Raw genomic sequence first — 17,195 nt, 5'->3', positions numbered from 1 at the left:
CGGGTGGATGCGAAGAAGTCGCCGCGGGACAGGTGGATCACGGTCTACGGGCGCAAGCCTGTCCTGGAAGCGTTGCACGATCCGAAGCTCTCGGTCGCGAAGGTGGTCCTCGCGGACAACGCGACCGGACACTCCATGCAGGAGATCCTGCGGGCCGCGGAGAAGTACGGCACGCCGGTCGAGCGGGCGACCGCCAGCCGGGTGAAGTGGCTGGCCGGAAACGGCAAGCACGACCAGGGCGTGGTCGCGGACGTGGACGCGCCCCGGATGACGCCGCTGGAGGAGTTCGTGCGGGCCCGCGGAAAACGGCCGACCAACGTTTTCCTGCTCGACGGCGTGACCAATCCCGGAAACGTCGGCATGATCCTGCGGACCGCGACCGGCGCCGGGTTCGACGGGGTGATCCTCCCCCGGGCCGGTACGCCGCACGTCGGGCCGCTCGTCATCAAGGCGTCGGCCGGGGTCGCGTTCCAGGCGCCGATCGTCAACACGTCGACGGCGAAGGCCGCGGTCGACGTACTGCGGACCGCCGGTTACCACGTGTACGGGTTGTCGGCGCGGTCGCAGGACTCGCTGTTCAAGGCCGAGCTCGCGCCGCGCGCGGTGTACGTGCTCGGCGGCGAGACCAACGGCGTCACGGTGTCCACCGACTCCGACCTGCAGATCCCGCTGCACTCCGGCGTCGAGTCGCTGAACGTCGCCGTCGCCGCCGCGATCGTCGCCTTCGAGGTCACGAACCGCTGATGCAACCGAATCCCGCGCCGGCGCGACGCCAGGTGGCGCACGGCGTACCTGCTCTGCGGTGACCGGCGGCTCAGCCGGTGATCTTGGCGGCGAGCTCCTGGGCGGTGTCGCGGGTGTAGGAGCCGGAGATCTGGATCTGGCCGCCGGAGATCGGCGATTGGACCGACGGCGCGGCGACGACCTGGCCGTGGACCACGATCGCCAACTGGTTCGCGGGTGGTTGCTGCTGGGCGACAGCCGCGGTCAGCTGCTCGAATCGCTTGGCGCCTTCCGCGTCGAGCGTCAGACCGACGTACCAGCCGCCGGCGCCATTCTCCTGGATCGCAGCCTTCACCTCGGACACGTTGCTGCCGTTGAGTTCGACCTTGCCGAGCGTGTAGCGGGTGCCCTTGTCGTCGCACGCCGTCCCCGATGATGCCGGGGTCGGGCAGCTGCCGGGCTTCGCCGTCAGGACCCGGCGGAACTCGACAGCGGTCGGGTCGGACGGCTTGGTCCGAGCGGCCGGGGTCGAGCTGTCGGCTGCGGGCTTCGCGTCGTCGCGATTCAGGAACAGCACGAGCCCCGTCGCGATCACGACAACCAGCACCAGCAGGAGACCGCCGACGATCACCAACGGCACCCAGTCCGGCGCGGTTGAGCAGGTGGCGGGAACCCTGGGTACGGCGGACCGGGCGGCTGGTTCGGCGGTACCGGGGGCTGCGTCATGCCCGCCATGCTAGGTAGCCGGGAAGTCACTCACCGAGAAGGCGAGCCGCCAGCTCCGCGTTCCGCCGCGCGAACGACCGCCACAATTCCGGCGTCTCGGCGACCCGCTTGCGCGCTGCCGCCTCGCCGGCCGCGCGTTGCGTCCAGGTGCACATCCTCCCGCCGCGCAGCTCGAACCGCACGAGTACGCCGTCCGCCCACCCGTACACGTCCGCGTCCCGCGGCTCGAGCCAGGCGACCTTCTGCTCCGAACAGATCCAGTCGAGCGCCTCGATCTCGCCCTGGACCTTGGCCGCGAACTCGTACCGCAACTCCGCCGCCGCCCGATCACGGCGCCGGACCAGCTCGTCGCGCAACGCCCCGACCGCGGCCGGATCCCGTTGCAGGACAGCAATCGCGCTGCGCGTCAGCGCGTCCCGATCACCTGGCCCGATCCCGAACAGCCGCCCGAACTCCTCGGCCGACCCGTCACCCGCGACGGTGTACTGCAGCGGCAGCACCCGGTGCAGACCGGAGATAGCCTGCCGGATCCGCAACCCGCCGAGGTACGGACCGAAATGCAGCGCATTCCCGCTGATCAGGTGCTCGAACCGCAAGCCGGGTTTCGTTCCGTCGCCGAGCCGGATGTAGCCGACCACCTCCGCGCCGCCCTCGGTCCGGTTCCAGCGCGGCTTGGAGTGTTCGAGCAGATTGCGTTCGAGCCATGCCGCTTCGTGTTCGGAGTCGCACCAGACACCTTCCACGCGGGCGATCCGCCGCACCATCCGGCGCAGATGCGGGCGGTCGCCGAGATTCACCCAGTACGACTGCACGCGCCGGCGCAGGTTGCGGGCCCGCCCGATGTACAGGACCCTCCCGGCGTCGTCCCGGAAACGGTAGACGCCGGGGCCGGTCGGCAACTCCCGAACGCTGCGAATCATCAGCCCAGTGTGCCCGGTCCGACCGGCCGAGTGACCGCGCGGTGGATTGTTCGAAACGAATGCGGGCCGGGGCTTGCGCAGCATCTGTGCCGGACGTCATCCTGGCGCGATCCGAGTGCCCGCAGGGGGTTGTGGGGACGGGCGCCGGAACTTCGGCCTGGGGGGCTTCGTGAGGATATCTGCCCAGTGGCTGCGCCGTGCGCTGTCCACTCTGTGCGTAGTACTGCTGCTGCCGGTCGTCGCGACCACACCGGCACGGGCTGCAGTCACGCCCACCGGTTTCAGTGAGCAAGTGGTGTTCAGCGGGCTCGACAGTCCGACGAACGTCGCGTTCTCGCCGGACGGCCGGGTGTTCGTCGCCGAGAAGAGCGGCCTGATCAAGGTCTTCGACTCGCTCGACGATCCGACGCCGAGTGTGTACGCCGACCTGCGCACCGAGGTGCACAACTACTGGGACCGCGGGCTGCTCGGTCTCGCGCTGCATCCTAATTTCCCTACGGATCCGCGGATCTACGTGCTGTACACGCACGACGGCCTGATCGGCGGGCCGACTCCGAAGTGGGGTACGCCGGACACCGACGCCGACCCGTGCCCGTCGCCGCCCGGTCCGACCGCCGACGGCTGCCAGGCCAGTGCACGGCTCTCGGTGCTGAACGCGAACGGCGCGGAGCAGGTGCTCGTCGAGGACTGGTGCCAGCAGTACCCGAGCCACTCGATCGGTTCGATCGAGTTCGGCCCGGACGGCTACCTGTACGCCGGCGGCGGTGACGGCGCGAGCTTCAACTACGTCGACTACGGGCAGGACGGCTACACCACGTCCGACGTGACACCCGACAACCCGTGTGGCGACGGGCCTGCGCCGGTCGGCGCGACACTCCTGCCGCCGACCGCCGAGGGCGGCGCGCTGCGCGCACAGGACCTGCGGACCGCGGGCGATCCGGCCGGCCTCGACGGCTCGATCATCCGCATCGACCCCGACACCGGGCAGGCCGCACCGAACAACCCGCTGATCTCCAGCCCCGACCTGAACGCCCGCCGGATCGTCGCGGAGGGCCTGCGGAACCCGATGCGGTTCACGTTCCGGCCGGGAACGAACGAGCTGTGGATCGGCGACGTCGGGTACTCGACCTGGGAGGAGATCGACCGCATCGTCGTACCGACCGCGGGCGTCACGAACTTCGGCTGGCCGTGCTACGAAGGCGCCGCCCGCCAGCCCGGGTACGACAGCGCGAACGTCTCCATCTGCGAGAACCTGTACGCGGCCGGCGCGTCCGCGGTCGCCGCGCCGTACTACGCCTACCGGCACGCCGACAAGATCGCCAACACCTGCACCGCCGGCAGCTCGTCGATCTCCGGGCTGTCCTTCTACAAGGGCGGGAACTACCCGTCGACGTACGACGGTGCGCTGTTCTTCACCGACTACAGCCGCAAATGCGTGTGGGCGATGATGAAGGGCAGCAACGGTCTTCCGGACCCCGCGAACATCCAGCTCTTCGCCTCCGGGTACGGCGCGACGCGTCTGCAGACCGGCTCCGGCGGCGACCTCTTCACGGTCGACTACGACAACGGCCGGATCCTGCGCTACGTCTACAACGGCACCAACAACCCGCCGACCGCCGTGATCCAGGCCGACCCGTCGAGCGGGCCGACCCCGTTGACGGTGACGTTCGACGGGACCGCGTCGAACGACGCCGACGGCGATGCGCTCACCTACGCGTGGGATCTCGACGGCGACGGGGCGTACGACGACTCGACGGCCGCGACCGTGCAGCACACGTACACGACGACCGGCACCGTGACCGCGCGCCTGCGGGTGTCCGACGGGACGGCGAGCAGTACGACGTCGACGCAGATCAACGTCGCCAACACCGCGCCGACCGCGACGATCACGTCCCCCGGCCCGGCGTTGACCTGGAAGGTTGGGGACGCCATCAACTTCTCGGGTTCGGCGACGGATCCCGAGCAGGGCACGCTACCGGCGTCCGCGCTGACCTGGTCGCTGATCATGCATCACTGCCCGAGCGACTGCCACACGCACACGATCACCTCGCTGAGCGGGGCGAGCGGCTCGTTCACGGCACCGGACCACGAGTACCCGTCGTACCTCGAACTGAAGCTGACCGCGCGGGACGCTCAGGGGCTGACCGATTCGAAGAGCGTGCGGCTCGATCCGAAGACCGTGACGACGACGTTCACGACCACGCCGGCCGGGCTGCCGGTGACGGTTCAGGACAAGAGCGGCAAGAGTCCGCTCGGTGCCACGACGATCATCGGCTCGAGTGTGTCGGTCGCGACGGATCCCGTGCAGAACATCGCGAACCAGCTCTACCGGTTCGGCCTGTGGTCCGACGGCGGGGCGCGCGATCACAACCTGATCGCCCCGGCGACGGCTGCGACGTACCGGGCCGCCTTCGGCCTCAAGCGGAACCTCGCCCGCGGCCGGCCGGCTGTCGCCTCGAGCGTCTATGTCGCCGGGCGTGAGGCGTCCAAGGCCGTGGACGGTTCGATGAGCACCGCATGGTCGAGCGCGCGGACGGACCCGCAGTGGTTCCAGGTCGATCTCGGCTCGGTGCAGGTCGTCAACCGGGTGATGACGAACTGGCTGTCGACGGCGTACGCGAAGTCGTTCCAGATCCAGGTGTCCGGGAGTGGGCGCACCTGGAAGACGGTGGCGTCGAGCGTGGGCGGCGACGGCGGGACGGACAACATCAAGTTCACGGCGAACTACGCGCGGTACGTCCGGCTCGTCATGACGAAACGGGCCGTTGCCGGGAGCTACTACTCGTTCTGGGAGTTCGGGGTGTTCCAGGACACCGGCCCCGCGACCGGCATCGGCGGCAAGTGCATCGACGTCTACCAGGCGCTGACCGCCGACGGTACGCCGACGACGCTCTACACCTGCAAGGGCTCCGTGAACCAGCAGTGGACCCCGTCCACCGACGACGGCACCATCCGCACGATGGGCAAGTGCCTGTCCGCGCGCGGGACCGCCGTCAACACGCCGGCAGTGTTGTGGAGCTGCGACAACTCGGCCGGTCAACGGTGGATCCCACAGACCAACGGCGCCTTCGTCAACGCCGCCTCGGGGCTCTGTCTCGACGCAACCGGCGGGTCCACCGCGAACGGCACGAAGCTGATTCTCAACACCTGCAACAGCGCGCTGAACCAGAAGTGGGTCCTTCCGTAATTCGATCGTCGCCGCGGCCGTGCCGGATCTATCGTCGTGCCCATGAGTCAGGGTTGGGCGGATGACGGGTTCGGCGCGGTCGCGGACGCTTTCACGGAGAACTTCTCGCTGTTCCCCGAGCTGGGTGCCGCGGTCAGCGTGTACGCCGGCGGGCGCCGGGTGGTCGAGCTCTGGGACGGGGATGCCGCGCCGGGGCGGCCGTGGACGCGCGAGACCGTCGTACCGGTGTTCTCCTGCGCGAAGGGGCCGGTGAGCGTCGTCGTCCACCTGCTGGCGCAGGAGGGGCGGCTCGATCTGGACGCGCCGATCGGGACGTACTGGCCGGAGTTCGTTGCGGAGGGCAAGGACGCGATCACGTGCCGGATGGTGCTCGGTCACCGGGCCGGGATTCCGGTACTGGACACGACGCTGACGTTCGACGAGATCGCCGCGTGGATGCCGGTGGTCAAGGCGATCGAGGGGCAGAAGCCGCTGTGGGAGCCGGGGACGGCGTTCGAGTACCACGGGCATGTGTTCGGGTTCGTGCTCGGTGAGGTCGTCCGGCGGATCACCGGTCAACTGCCCGGCGCGTACTTCCGGACCGTCATCGGCGACCCGCTCGGGCTGCGGGCGTGGATAGGGTTGCCGGCCGCGGAGCTGCCGACGCTGGCGCGCCTGGAGGAGGCTCCCGGGCGTCCGCCTGCGCTCGATCCTGAGCACCTGCTGATGCGGATCGTCACGATGAACGGCGCGCTCGAGTTCCCCGGTCTCGACGTACCGCACGGTTGGAACGATCCCGACCTGCTGGGGATGGAGCTGCCCGGGGCGGGTGCGGTCGCGTCCGCGAGCGGTCTCGCCGGCGTGTACGCCGCGGCCGTCACCGGCATCGACGGCTCCGCGCGGCTGCTGTCCCCCGAGACCGTCGGCGACGCGGTGCGTGAGCTCTCCTCCGGCGCCGGATTCCTCGGCTTCGACGCCGGCGCGCGCTGGGGCTCGGGTTTCCTGCTCGACTCCCCCTTCCGCCCGACCCTCGGCCCCCGCAGCTTCGGCAACGACGGCGCCGGCGGCCAGTTCGCGTTCGGCGACGACGACCACGGCATCGCCTTTGCCTACACCGCCAACCGCATGCTCGGCCACGGCGACCCCCGAGCCACCCGCCTCATCGACGCCCTCCGCACCTGCCTTGCTTAGCAGTCGTGGAGCGGGTGCCACGCAAAGGTTGAACCGTCGCGCTGGACACGACCCAGGCCTGGGAACGGGAGATGGTAGGCGTGCACGAGGATCTGCTCGTCAGCAGCGCGTTCCAGCAGGTGGCGGCGGCTCGCGACGGAGGCTGGTGCGTCCAGGTCCCACGGGGTAGCCCAGGTCGGGTTGGTGAGTTGGAGCGGGTCGTAGAAGGTGTCCCCCACGCACAGCAGGCGTTCACCCTGGGACTGCAGGAGGATTGCTGCATGTCCGGGAGTGTGGCCCGGCGCAGCGATCGCTTGTACGCCGGGGAGAATCTCAGCGCCGTACTCGAAGGGGCGCAGCTTCTCGCCGAACAACCGGATGGTTTCGCGGGCGGCTTCGAGATGCGGTTGAGCCGACGCGAGATCGACCGCCCTTGACCAGAATGCGACCTCTGCGGAATGCGCGAACGCGGTCGCGTCGGGGAAGGTCAACTCGCCCGACCAGATCGCACCGCGGGAGTGGTCCTGGTGCAGGTGGGTGAAGACGACCGCGGCCAGGTTCGAGCGGGACAGGCCGACGGAGGTCATCCCGTCCCCGAGTTGCCCGACCAGCGGTTCGATGTACTCGCCGTACCCGAGGAAGCTCGCCCCCAGCCCGGTGTCGATCACCGCGGTTCCGTCCGGCGTACTGACGAACAGGCAGTTGTAGCCGCAGGTCAGAGTCGAGCGGTCCCGGCAGGCGTCCTGCAGTACGTCGGCCGGCACTCCTGCGTCAGGCGTGAAGAAGTCACCCAGCGCCGGCTCGAACGGTGGCCCCGGCTGGCCATCGCTCACCACCACGCACTCCAACCGCCCGACCGACAGCTGATAAATCACCACACCATCGTTGCAGCGGCACCGGTCAGAACCTGCAGCTCGACAGGATGTATCAGCGGCTCGGGTAGTGCACCTGAGCGTGAATCCGATTGCGTGTACGCCGTCTCGCGGGTGCACTACCTGTCGAGCTTGCCGGCACCGCTCCCCCTAGCGCTTGTCGAGGGTGATTGTGGTGAGCCAGGTCCAGCCGAGGATCACCGCGAGGTCGAAGGCGATGATGGTGGGGCGGCTGCCGGCGCCGGCGTTGAGGCCTGCGAAGGCGGCGAAGAAGAGGATGCCGGTGATGGTGGAGAAGCGGGCGAAGGTGCGGCGGCCGAGGGCGCGGTAGTGGGCGGCGAACACCAGGCAGGCGGCGATCAGGCCGGAGAAGCCGATCGTGCCGGCGACGAAGTGACCCATGCCGCGGGTGCTGATCTCGGCGTAGTCGGCCGGGGTACCGACCGGGAAGCCGGCGCCCGGATCGGCCGGGAACGCGGCGGCCAGCAGCAGCCCGACCCCGTACGTCGCCACCAGCCGCGGACCCCACACACGCCCGGGGGACGCGGGCGGCATCGCGCGGCGGAGGCCCACCGCCGCGGCGATCGTGAGCAGACCGCTGACGATGAAGTTCGTCGTCTGGATCCACCCTGGACCGCCGTTCGCGAGCAGGCTGGCCGGGTGCCGGGTGATGTCGAAGGCTTCCCGGGTGAACGCCTGGATCAGCCAGGTCGCGACGTACAGCGGACCGGCGACAGCACCGCCGGTGAGCAGGGCGCGGGTGGAGATCCGGGTGGCCGGGAGCGTCGCAGTACTCATGTCGAAGTCCTTTCACAGGGGCTGACTGTTACCTCTGCGTCGACCGGACCGCCCGGGAATCGACAGCGCAGACGAAATAGGGCCGGGTTTTGTGATGTCTGGTTGGTCACGTCACATCCGGGCCCCGGCGGGCGTCAGGTGTTTGTTCGATGAGGGCAAACACGAAGGAACGTCATGAGCGCTGTAGTCGAAGGATTCGCTGGAGAGATTGTCGGACCGCAGGACGAGGGGTACGACGCCGCGAGCCGGACCGTGCTGGTCGGGGGCACCCCGGCGTACGTCCTCAGGCCCGCGAACATCGAGGACGTCCGGAAGGCCGTCAGGTACGCCGCGGACAGCGGGCTGCCGCTCGCGGTGCGCGGCGGTGGACACGCGTTCTCAGGATTCGGGACGAACGACGGCGGGGTGGTGATCGACCTCGGCGTGCTGGCCGGCGTCGAGCTCGTCGACAAGGAGCGGCACGTCGTCCGGATCGGCGGCGGCGCCACCTGGGGTCAGGTCGCGGCCGCGCTGGCGCCGCACGGGCTGGCGATCTCGTCGGGTGACACCAAGAGCGTCGGTGTCGGCGGGCTGACGCTGAGCGGCGGTATCGGGTGGAAGGTCCGCAAGTACGGGCTCGCCCTGGACTCGCTCGTCGCGGTGGAGATCGTGACCGCCGGCGGCGACGTCGTCCGGGCGTCCGCGGACGAGAACCCCGAGCTGTTCTGGGCGGTTCGCGGCGGCGGCGGAAACCTCGGGATCGTGACCGCGTTCGACTTCGCGGCGCACCCGACGACGGACATCTTCTTCGGCAAGGTGAGTTTCCCGGCCGCCGAGATCGCGGATGTGCTGCCCCGCTGGGCGGAGTACCTGCGCAGCGCGCCCGCGGAACTGACCTCGATCGCGTCGTTCGCGAACCCGTTCCTCGGCGGCCCCGAAGCGCCGCTGGAGATCCAGGTCGCGTACGACGGTGACGACGCGGACCTCGCCGCGCAGGCGATCGACCCGATCCGCGCGCTCGGTACGGTGATCGCCGACGAGGTCGCGCTGACGCCGTACGCCGAGGTGCTGGTGGACGGCATGGTGCCGCCACCCGGGATCCGGCTCGTTACGCGGAATGCCTTTGTCGACAAGGATTCCGTGCCGGACGTGCTGCGGATCCTCGCCGAGGCCGGCACGGCACAGGGCGCGCCGGTCATCGCCGTTCGCAGCCTGGGCGGCGCGGTGGCGCAGGTCGCTGACGACGCGACGGCGTACGCGCACCGCCAGGCTGACCTGATGTTCATCACCACCACGATCGGCCCGCCGCCGGTGATCGAGGCGACGCGTCCAGCCCGGCAGCAGCTGTGGGATCGCCTGAGCCCGCACGTCAACGGTGCGTACGCCAACTTCCTGTCCGACGCCGGGGACGCCGACGTCGCCGCGGTCTACCCGGCCGCTACGTACGAACGGCTGGCGACGGTGAAGCGCGAGTACGATCCGGAAAACGTGTTCGCCGGCAACCACAACGTGCGGCCTAGCTAGGTTCGCGATGCAGCCCGACCGCGGCGACGACGATCGCGACCGCCACGAGTTCGGCGGCCTGCGGGATCTGTCGCAGGACGACGGCACCGATCACCGTCGCCGTGGCGGGCAGCAACGCCAGCATCAGCGCGAACGTCGACCGCTTCAGCCGCGCCATCGCCAACTGGTCCGCGACGTACGGGATCACCGACGAGCACACCCCGACGCCGACGGCAGCGGCCAGCAACCTGACGTCGGTGAACGCCGGGAGCGCCGCCCAGACGCCGACAGGTAGCGCGGCTACGGTCGCCGCACCCATCGCCAGCGCGAGCCCGTCGATCCTTCGCAGGCCGTCCGTCCTCGATACGCGATGCCCGAGGACGACGTACGCCGCGAACAGCAGCGCGTTCGACGCCGTGAAGACCAGCCCGAGCCAGTCGCCGGACAGGCGGATGTCGGTCAGCAGATAGACGCCGGCCACGGCAAGCAACACTGCGAGCACGTTCCGAAGGCTGCGCACCGCGATCGCCGCGAGCACAATCACCGGCGCGAACTCGGCCGCGGCGACCGTACCGAGCGGGATGCGCTCGATCGCCAAATAGAAGCAGGAGTTCATCAGCGCAAGGACAAAGCCCCACCCGAAGACCAGCCGCCGGGCTGGGCCGGACAGCACTCGCCACGCCCGCCACGGACGACGCCAGACAGCGAAGATCAGGCCGGCCGAGGCGATCCGCAGCCACGCGACGCCGAGCGGTTCGATGCGGACGAACAGCAGCACCGCCAGCGCGGGGCCGAGGTAGTGGAACACGGCGCTGACGACGAAGTAGGTCTGCGGCGGAACGGTTCTGCGCACCGAACTCACGCTAGGAAGCGGCCCGCCGGTCGGCCATGCCGTTCCGGTAAGCCGGAAGGCGCTGAGCTTTCCATACCGGAAATGACCCGGCGCCCGGAAATACTGTGCGTCATGCGTCGATCGGGGACGAGGCGTCGGGGCCGCGGTCGTCGGTCTGCAGGAGGTCGACAAGTTCTTCGACGCGCGCAGCAACTGGGTGGACCAGCCGGCCTGGCTGGCGGCGCGGTTGCAGATGAACTACGTCTTCGCCGCCAACCTGGACTGGGATCCCGCGGAGCCGGGCAAGCCGCGGCGTCAGTACGGGACGCTCGTGCTGTCGAAGTACCCGATCGTCGACTCCCGCAACACCCTGCTGCCGCTGCATGCGGGCAGTGAGCAGCGCGGTCTGCTCGAGGCCATGATCGACGTGAACGGTACGCCGCTGCGCTTCGCCGACACGCACCTGACGACGATCAACGACGGCGAGCGCCTGGAGCAGGTGAACGCGATCGTCGCGCTGCTGAAGGACGCCCCGGAGGCGACGCTGCTGGTCGGCGACCTCAACGCCGTACCGACGTCGACCGAGGTCCGGACGCTGACGACGCACTGGACCGACACCTGGCCGGAGAAGGGCTTCGGGCTCGGACTCACCAGCCCCGCGCCGTTGCCGACCAAGCGGATCGACTACCAGCTGCACAATTCGCAGCTGGTGACGACCGCCGTGTCGGTCCCGGTGAGCTTCGCGTCCGACCACCTTCCGGTCGCGGCGACCTACTCGCTCAGCTGACGCTCGTACGCCTCCGGGCTCCAGCCGGCCACGGTCTTCGTGACCAGCTTGGCACCGAGGCGTTCGTAGAAGCGGTATCCGGCGGTGTTCTCCAGACGCAGCCCCCAACTGATCGGCAGCCGGTCCGGCAACGCGAACCGGGCCAGCGCCAGCATGAGCTGCCGTCCCACACCGGCGTCGCGGAACTGCTCGCGGACGTAGAGATCGTCCAACGCCAACTGATCACCACCGACCCACAGGTACGGCCGGCGCAGCGCCGAAACGTACCCGGCGACGGCGCCGCCGACCTCCGCGATCAGTACGACCACCTCTTCGCGCCCAAGGAATCCTTGCCAGTCCGCGACACTCGCGGTCAGGTACGCGCCCTGATCCTGGTAGTCGGCCAGCTCCCCCAGCATCGTGTGCACTGCTGCCGCATCCGCGACGACAGCACGACGAATCTCAATGGACATGAACCCCTCCGGTCGCAGGCTTGAACGACGGTACGACGACCAGCGCGAGGACTGCCGCGACCGCGGCGGTGACAGCGGCGAACGTGAACCCACGGGTGAAACCGGTCGAGACCGTCCCGGCGAGACTTGCCGCCGCGACACTCGACACGACGGCGACGCCGAGCGACGCGCCGAACTCGTGGAACGTGCTCAGGATCCCGGACGCCAGCCCGGCCTCGCGGTGGTCGATCTGCGCGAAGGTCGTCGTCGACGCCGCCACGAACGCGGCGCCGAGCCCGATCGTCGCGACGGTCATCCCGATCACGATCACGGCCGTACCCTCCCAGATCGCGGGGACAGCCACGCCGGCCGCGGTGATCAGGAACCCGGTGATCGCGATCGGCCGAGCACCGGTCCGGCCGACAAGGTGCCCGGCCAGCTGAGCGCCGACGATCGCGGCGACCGCCACCGGGAGGAACAGCAGGCCGGTGCGCAAGGCGCCGTACCCCTGGAAGTGCTGCAGGTAGAACGAGCCGAGGAAGAACATCGAGATCATCAGCGCCGTCGCGACCAGGATCATGAACGTACCGGCGGTGACGGGACGGCGGCTGAAGATCCGCAGGTCCATCAGCGGTGACCGCACGGTGCGCTGGACCCAGGCGAACACGCCGTACAGCACAAGGGCTCCGGCAAGTGTGCCGAGCGTCGCGGCCGACAGCCAGCCGTGATCGCCGGCGTTGATCAGCGCGTAGATCGCCGTACCCGTGCCGGCGGTGACGAGCAGCGCACCCGGTACGTCGAGACGTCCCGGCTGCTCGCTCGGACGGTCGGCCGGCAGCATCCGGACCAGCAGGGCGAACACGACCAGGCCGATCGGCAGGTTGATGTAGAACACCCACTGCCAGCCGGGGCCCGCGGTGAGCAGACCACCGAGCAGTACGCCGATCGCGGCGCCGCCACCGCCCATCGCCGACCAGATGCCGAGCGCCTTGTTGCGCTCCTCAGCGTCGAACGTCTTCGTGACGACGGCCAGCGCCGCCGGGGAGAGCATCGCGGCGCCGATCCCCTGCGCGACCCGGCCGCCCAGCAGGACCTCCGGCCCGTTGGCCAGTCCCGTGACGAGCGACGCGAGCGTGAACACCAGCAGACCGCTCAGGACGACGCGGCGGGAGCCGAACAGGTCGGCGGCGCGACCGCCGAGCAGCATCAGACCGCCGAACATCAGCGTGTAGGCACTGACCACCCAGGTCAGGGTCTCGCGCTGGAGATGGAGGTCGGTCTCGATGTTCGGCAGCGCGATCGCCACCACGGTGACGTCGAGGATCAGCATGAACTGCGCGACGGCGAGCAGCCCCAGCAGTCGCCACCGCCGGGGGTCGGGTTGAGTCATGATCTCGTCCTTAAGTTGAACAGGTATGTACGGGTTATGTTCGGTACGGTAACTCGTACACTGGTGTTCGACAAGAGGAATTCGTACAGTGGTGTTCAAGATCAGGGAGGTCCCGGATGGCTGTCACCACCAGGCGCGCGGACGCGCAGCGCAACATCACGGCGATCCTGACCGCCGCGGCCGAGTGCCTGAGCCGTGATCCGGCGGTGAGTACGTCGGAGATCGCGAAGGCGGCCGGCGTCGCGCGCGTGACCCTGTATGGGCACTTCCCGTCCCGGGCCGAGCTGGTCGACGCGGTGTTCGTGCAGGCGATCGCGACCGGCGAGGAAACGCTGGGGCAGGTCGACCTGACCGGAGACCCGCGGGAGGCGCTGACCCGGTTGATCGCGTCGAGCTGGCACCTGGTCGACCAGTACCGGGCGCTGCTGATCGCGGCTCAGGACGCACTGCCGCCCGGCCGCGTGCGCGACTTGCACGCCGATCCGATGGCGCGCGTGGAGCGGCTGCTCGAACGCGGCCGCAGCGAAGGGGTGTTCCGGACCGACCTGCCGACGTCATGGCTGGTGAGCGTGATGCACAACGTGATGCACGGCGCTGCGACCGAGATCCAGGCCGGCCGGATCACCTCCGACGAGGCAGCGCCGTACATCACCGCGACCCTGCTGGCCGCGTTCACTCCGCCTGAGTAGCTACTCCAGCCAGGTGGTTTCGAAAGTCGGGTTGGCGTGGATGTGCACCGCTTCGTAGCCGCCGGGACCGGTCCGGAACTTGTGCGGGGTCTCGGCCGGGACCACCAGGATCTGGCCGGCCTTGCCGACGATCTCCTCGCCGTCGACGGTGAATGTCGCCGAACCGCGCCGGATGATGAACGTCTCGGCGTACGGATGCAGGTGCAGCCGCGGGCCGACGCCCTCCTGCGTGGTCGACTCGAGAATCAGCGAGACGCCGGCACCACCCGGAAGTTCGGTGTAGTTCTCGGTCCACTCCTCGCCGTCGTCCCGTCCGTCGGCCCGGCTGATCACCGCGGCCCCCGACTTCGCGATCTCCGTCATGCCACCCTCCTCGATCGATCCTGTCACCGTAGCCTCGTCCCGGGCTCTTTCACATCCCTTTCACCGTGAGGCGAAGCCGCCAGCCGTCCCGCCACTGGGGCCAGTGCGGCGACGACCACCGCCAGTACGGCGACGCTCGCCAGGGCAGTCGGCAGTGACCAGGCGGACGAGAGCGCACCGACGGCGGCCGGGCCGACCAGGAAACCGAGATACGCGATCGTGGTCACCACCGCGATCGCTCCCGCGCGACGCTCCGGCCCGGCCCAGGCCCCGGCCATGCCGATGATCGTCGGCGCACACACCGACGTACCGAGACCGGCGATTCCGATACCGGCGAGCGCCGTCCACGGGTTGCCCGCCGCGGCCGCGACGAGCGTTCCGATCGCGGCCACCACACCGCCCGCGACCAGGAGCGGCACCGGTTGGATGCGCTTCAGCAACGCGTTGCCGGCGAAGCGGCCGGTGGCAGCCGCCGCGGCGAAGACCGCCGGAGCGATCGACGCCAGACCAGCCGGGGCATCCAGCGAGGTGTCGAGATGGACGGCGCTCCAGCTCTGCCAGGCGTTCTCGACCAGGTACGCGAGCGCGCACAGTGCGCCGAGCACGAGCAATACGGGCTGGAGCCGGGCGCGTTCTTCGTTGGGCGTCGTCCGAACCGTGCGGGTTGCTCCGGGCGCTAGGACGACGACGGCCGTGACCACGATCAGCGCCGCCGCACCGCCCAGCACCGGCAGCGCGCCGACACCCGCGGCCCGGAGTCCCGCCGTACCGAGGCTCGCCACCACGACCGCGACCGAGAACATGCCGTGGGCAAGGTTCATCACCGGGCGTCCCGTGCCTGCCTCGGCATGCGATCCGGCCGCGTTGATCGCCACGTCCGTCGCGCCAGAAGTTGCTCCGAGCAACAACAGTGCGGCGCTCAGCGAGACCACGGAACCGGCCAGCGCCGGCAGTACGCCGCAGAGCGCGAACAGCACCATCACGACGGGCAGCACCATGCCGCCGTACCGGTCGATGAGGTATCCGGTCAGCCGCATCGACAGCAGCGCCCCGAGGCCGATCATCAGCAGCGCCACACCGAGCTCGCCGTCGCTCACTCCGGCCCCGGTGCGGATCGCGGGCAGGATCGCTCCCCACGCACCCCAGAACAGACCGAACGCTGCGAACCCGGCGACTGGTTTGAGCATCCGCTCACCCTAGTTGGAGGCTAGGCTCGCGGGCATGGAGCTGACCCGGACGTTCACGGACGAGCAGTACGCGCGCGGCCTCGAATCCTGGACCTTTCTCGAGCTCGACGGGATGGTGCCGGTGTTCACGTCGCCGTTCGGGGATGTGTTCTTCCAGGCGGCGGACGGGTTCTGGTGGCTGGACACGCTTGAGGGGACGCTGGAGCGGCCCTGGGCGAGCGCGGACGAGCTGCGGGACTCGTTGAACACGGAGGACGGTCAGGATCAGTACCTGTTGGCCGGTCTCGCGTTTGGCGCCGCGGACCAAGGCGTCGTACCGGGGCCTGATCAGGTCTACTCGTTCGCGCATCCGCCACAGCTCGGCGGCGAGATCGCGCTCGACAACGTCGAGGCGATGGACTTCGTGGTGTCGCTCAACATTCTCGGCCAGATCCACAGCCAGATCCGCGACCTGCCGCCCGGTACGCCGATTTCCGGGATCACGATCACTGATTAGGTCCTGTGCCGAGTGCCCCGCAGCAGGCGATGGATTGCCAGACAGGGCCTAGGGTGTGGCGCATGCCGCTGTACTCGTTCGAAGGTAAGCGCCCGACCGTTCACCCCGACGCGTGGATCGCGCCGACCGCCACTCTCGTCGGCGACGTGGTCGTCGAGGCCGGGGTGTCGATCTGGTACGGCGCGGTGATCCGGGCCGACCTGGGCACCATCACGATCCGCGCCGGCGCGAACATCCAGGACAACACCGTCATCCACGTCGGCCACAACGGCTGCGAGATCGGCCCGAACGCAACCGTCGGACACCAGTGCCTCGTCCACGACTGCACCATCGGCGAACAAGCCTTGGTCGGCAACGGCGCCATCGTCCTCGACGGAGCCGTAGTCGGCCCCCGCTCCCTCATCGCCGCCGGCTCCACTGTCACCCCCGGCGCCGTCATCCCACCCGAGTCAGTCGCCATGGGCAGCCCCGCCAAGAAAATCGTCCCGCTCGACGGCACCGCCAAACTCTTCGTAGACCACAACGCCACCGTCTACCACGCCCTGGCCGAACGCCACGCCGCCACGATCGAACTGGTCGAGGACTAAGCCCCAACCCAAACCGAAGGCCCCTTCCTCGTCGCCCCGCTCCTCGATCTCCCCACTCTCCTGAGCTCCATGGCTCAGCGCGGCACACTTGTCCCTGCCGACGTGGGAGATCCCGCGCCGGCTGTCGCCAGCTGCCGCCCACCAGCTGCGAGCTGGCGCTCGCCTCCAACCAGCAGGCCGGCGCCCCGCACACACCCCACTAAGCGCCGGACGGTTGCTCCCGGCCGACGCCCGAGCTGCCAATTGCCGCCCGGCGCAGCCAGCCGCCCCGACAAGCTGCGAACCAGCACCCGCCCCCAACCACCAGACCGGCGACCCACCCCACTCAGGGCCACGCTGGCTTCCAGCCAACGCCCCAAGTGCCAGCTACCACCCGGCCCAGCCAGCCGCCACCGACAAGCTGCGAACCGGCACCCGCCCCCAACCACCAGACCGGCGACCCGCACCCGGCCTCGCCGGGTGTAGGCAACTGCCGGGCGCCCACAGGAACTGCCCCGGCAGGCTGCCTGCGCCGCCGGGCTGAACGCGACCGGCATGAACCGGGCACGGCGGCCCGCCTGCCGAGTCGGTGACCTT

At 69.5% G+C, this 17,195-nt stretch carries 16 protein-coding genes and 1 pseudogene; 8 read left to right on the top strand and 9 right to left on the bottom strand.

Annotated features, from left to right (window positions below):
- Positions 1–3: 3 nt before the first annotated feature.
- The gene (locus ACWEOO_RS01075; protein WP_359934039.1) at positions 4–744 is read left to right on the top strand and encodes a TrmH family RNA methyltransferase; all 741 of its coding nucleotides are present in this window, start codon (positions 4–6) and stop codon (positions 742–744) included.
- 70 nt (positions 745–814) lie between these two features.
- Here the strand turns inward: ACWEOO_RS01075 and ACWEOO_RS01070 are convergent, their stop codons facing one another.
- Positions 815–1,354 (bottom strand): SecDF P1 head subdomain-containing protein, encoded by a 540-nt coding sequence (locus ACWEOO_RS01070; RefSeq protein WP_452141194.1) that lies wholly within the window; start codon positions 1,352–1,354, stop codon positions 815–817.
- A gap of 121 nt (positions 1,355–1,475) precedes the next feature.
- A complete protein-coding gene (locus ACWEOO_RS01065) occupies positions 1,476–2,369 on the bottom strand; it encodes a GIY-YIG nuclease family protein (RefSeq protein WP_452141193.1) in 894 nt (297 codons plus the stop codon).
- A gap of 169 nt (positions 2,370–2,538) precedes the next feature.
- On the opposite strand from ACWEOO_RS01065, the gene ACWEOO_RS01060 reads away from it, so the two are divergent.
- Together ACWEOO_RS01060 and ACWEOO_RS01055 are read left to right on the top strand one after the other, a co-directional pair.
- Positions 2,539–5,556, top strand: coding sequence for a PQQ-dependent sugar dehydrogenase (locus ACWEOO_RS01060; protein ID WP_452141192.1), 3,018 nt, complete (start codon positions 2,539–2,541; stop codon positions 5,554–5,556).
- Positions 5,557–5,598: 42 nt separating this feature from the next.
- Positions 5,599–6,726 (top strand): serine hydrolase domain-containing protein, encoded by a 1,128-nt coding sequence (locus tag ACWEOO_RS01055; protein ID WP_452141191.1) that lies wholly within the window; start codon positions 5,599–5,601, stop codon positions 6,724–6,726.
- On the opposite strand, the gene ACWEOO_RS01050 is transcribed toward ACWEOO_RS01055, so the two are convergent.
- Both ACWEOO_RS01050 and ACWEOO_RS01045 read right to left on the bottom strand, forming a co-directional pair.
- Positions 6,723–7,580 carry an MBL fold metallo-hydrolase gene (locus tag ACWEOO_RS01050; protein WP_452141190.1) on the bottom strand — a complete coding sequence of 286 codons (858 nt, stop codon included), beginning with the start codon at positions 7,578–7,580 and terminating at the stop codon, positions 6,723–6,725. The genes ACWEOO_RS01055 and ACWEOO_RS01050 overlap by 4 nt on opposite strands.
- Before the next feature lie 147 nt (positions 7,581–7,727).
- The gene (locus ACWEOO_RS01045) at positions 7,728–8,375 is read right to left on the bottom strand and encodes a DUF998 domain-containing protein (RefSeq protein ID WP_452141189.1); all 648 of its coding nucleotides are present in this window, start codon (positions 8,373–8,375) and stop codon (positions 7,728–7,730) included.
- A gap of 174 nt (positions 8,376–8,549) precedes the next feature.
- On the opposite strand from ACWEOO_RS01045, the gene ACWEOO_RS01040 reads away from it, so the two are divergent.
- On the top strand, positions 8,550–9,878 hold the full coding sequence (locus ACWEOO_RS01040) for an FAD-binding oxidoreductase (RefSeq protein ID WP_452141188.1): 1,329 nt from the start codon (positions 8,550–8,552) through the stop codon (positions 9,876–9,878).
- Here the strand turns inward: ACWEOO_RS01040 and ACWEOO_RS01035 are convergent.
- Positions 9,871–10,710 (bottom strand): EamA family transporter, encoded by an 840-nt coding sequence (locus ACWEOO_RS01035; protein ID WP_452141187.1) that lies wholly within the window; start codon positions 10,708–10,710, stop codon positions 9,871–9,873. The two genes, ACWEOO_RS01040 and ACWEOO_RS01035, sit on opposite strands and share 8 nt — an antisense overlap.
- Before the next feature lie 148 nt (positions 10,711–10,858).
- Here ACWEOO_RS01035 and ACWEOO_RS01030 point away from each other — a divergent pair.
- Positions 10,859–11,476: pseudogene (locus ACWEOO_RS01030) on the top strand (endonuclease/exonuclease/phosphatase family protein); the annotation flags it as partial.
- Here ACWEOO_RS01030 and ACWEOO_RS01025 read toward each other — a convergent pair.
- On the bottom strand, positions 11,461–11,928 hold the full coding sequence (locus ACWEOO_RS01025) for an N-acetyltransferase family protein (RefSeq protein WP_452141186.1): 468 nt from the start codon (positions 11,926–11,928) through the stop codon (positions 11,461–11,463). The pseudogene ACWEOO_RS01030 and the gene ACWEOO_RS01025 overlap by 16 nt on opposite strands.
- The gene (locus tag ACWEOO_RS01020) at positions 11,918–13,297 is read right to left on the bottom strand and encodes an MFS transporter (protein WP_452141185.1); all 1,380 of its coding nucleotides are present in this window, start codon (positions 13,295–13,297) and stop codon (positions 11,918–11,920) included. The genes ACWEOO_RS01025 and ACWEOO_RS01020 overlap by 11 nt, the downstream gene beginning before the upstream one ends.
- Positions 13,298–13,413: 116 nt before the next feature.
- On the opposite strand from ACWEOO_RS01020, the gene ACWEOO_RS01015 reads away from it, so the two are divergent.
- Complete coding sequence (locus tag ACWEOO_RS01015) at positions 13,414–13,986, top strand: TetR/AcrR family transcriptional regulator (protein WP_452141184.1); 573 nt, start codon at positions 13,414–13,416, stop codon at positions 13,984–13,986.
- On the opposite strand, the gene ACWEOO_RS01010 is transcribed toward ACWEOO_RS01015, so the two are convergent.
- A complete protein-coding gene (locus tag ACWEOO_RS01010; RefSeq protein WP_359934064.1) occupies positions 13,987–14,349 on the bottom strand; it encodes a cupin domain-containing protein in 363 nt (120 codons plus the stop codon).
- A 23-nt stretch (positions 14,350–14,372) separates the two neighbouring features.
- Positions 14,373–15,536, bottom strand: coding sequence for an MFS transporter (locus tag ACWEOO_RS01005; protein WP_452141183.1), 1,164 nt, complete (start codon positions 15,534–15,536; stop codon positions 14,373–14,375).
- 34 nt (positions 15,537–15,570) lie between these two features.
- Here ACWEOO_RS01005 and ACWEOO_RS01000 point away from each other — a divergent pair, with 34 nt between their 5' ends.
- Together ACWEOO_RS01000 and ACWEOO_RS00995 are read left to right on the top strand one after the other, a co-directional pair.
- Positions 15,571–16,032 (top strand): T6SS immunity protein Tdi1 domain-containing protein, encoded by a 462-nt coding sequence (locus tag ACWEOO_RS01000; RefSeq protein ID WP_452141182.1) that lies wholly within the window; start codon positions 15,571–15,573, stop codon positions 16,030–16,032.
- Positions 16,033–16,094: 62 nt separating this feature from the next.
- Entirely contained in the window at positions 16,095–16,619 is a 525-nt protein-coding gene (locus ACWEOO_RS00995) for a gamma carbonic anhydrase family protein (RefSeq protein WP_452141181.1), read from the top strand.
- The last annotated feature ends 576 nt before the right edge of the window (positions 16,620–17,195 follow it).

The sequence above is a fragment of the Kribbella sp. NPDC004138 genome (assembly GCF_053603655.1).
This window is presented reverse-complemented; position numbering and strand designations above follow the sequence as displayed.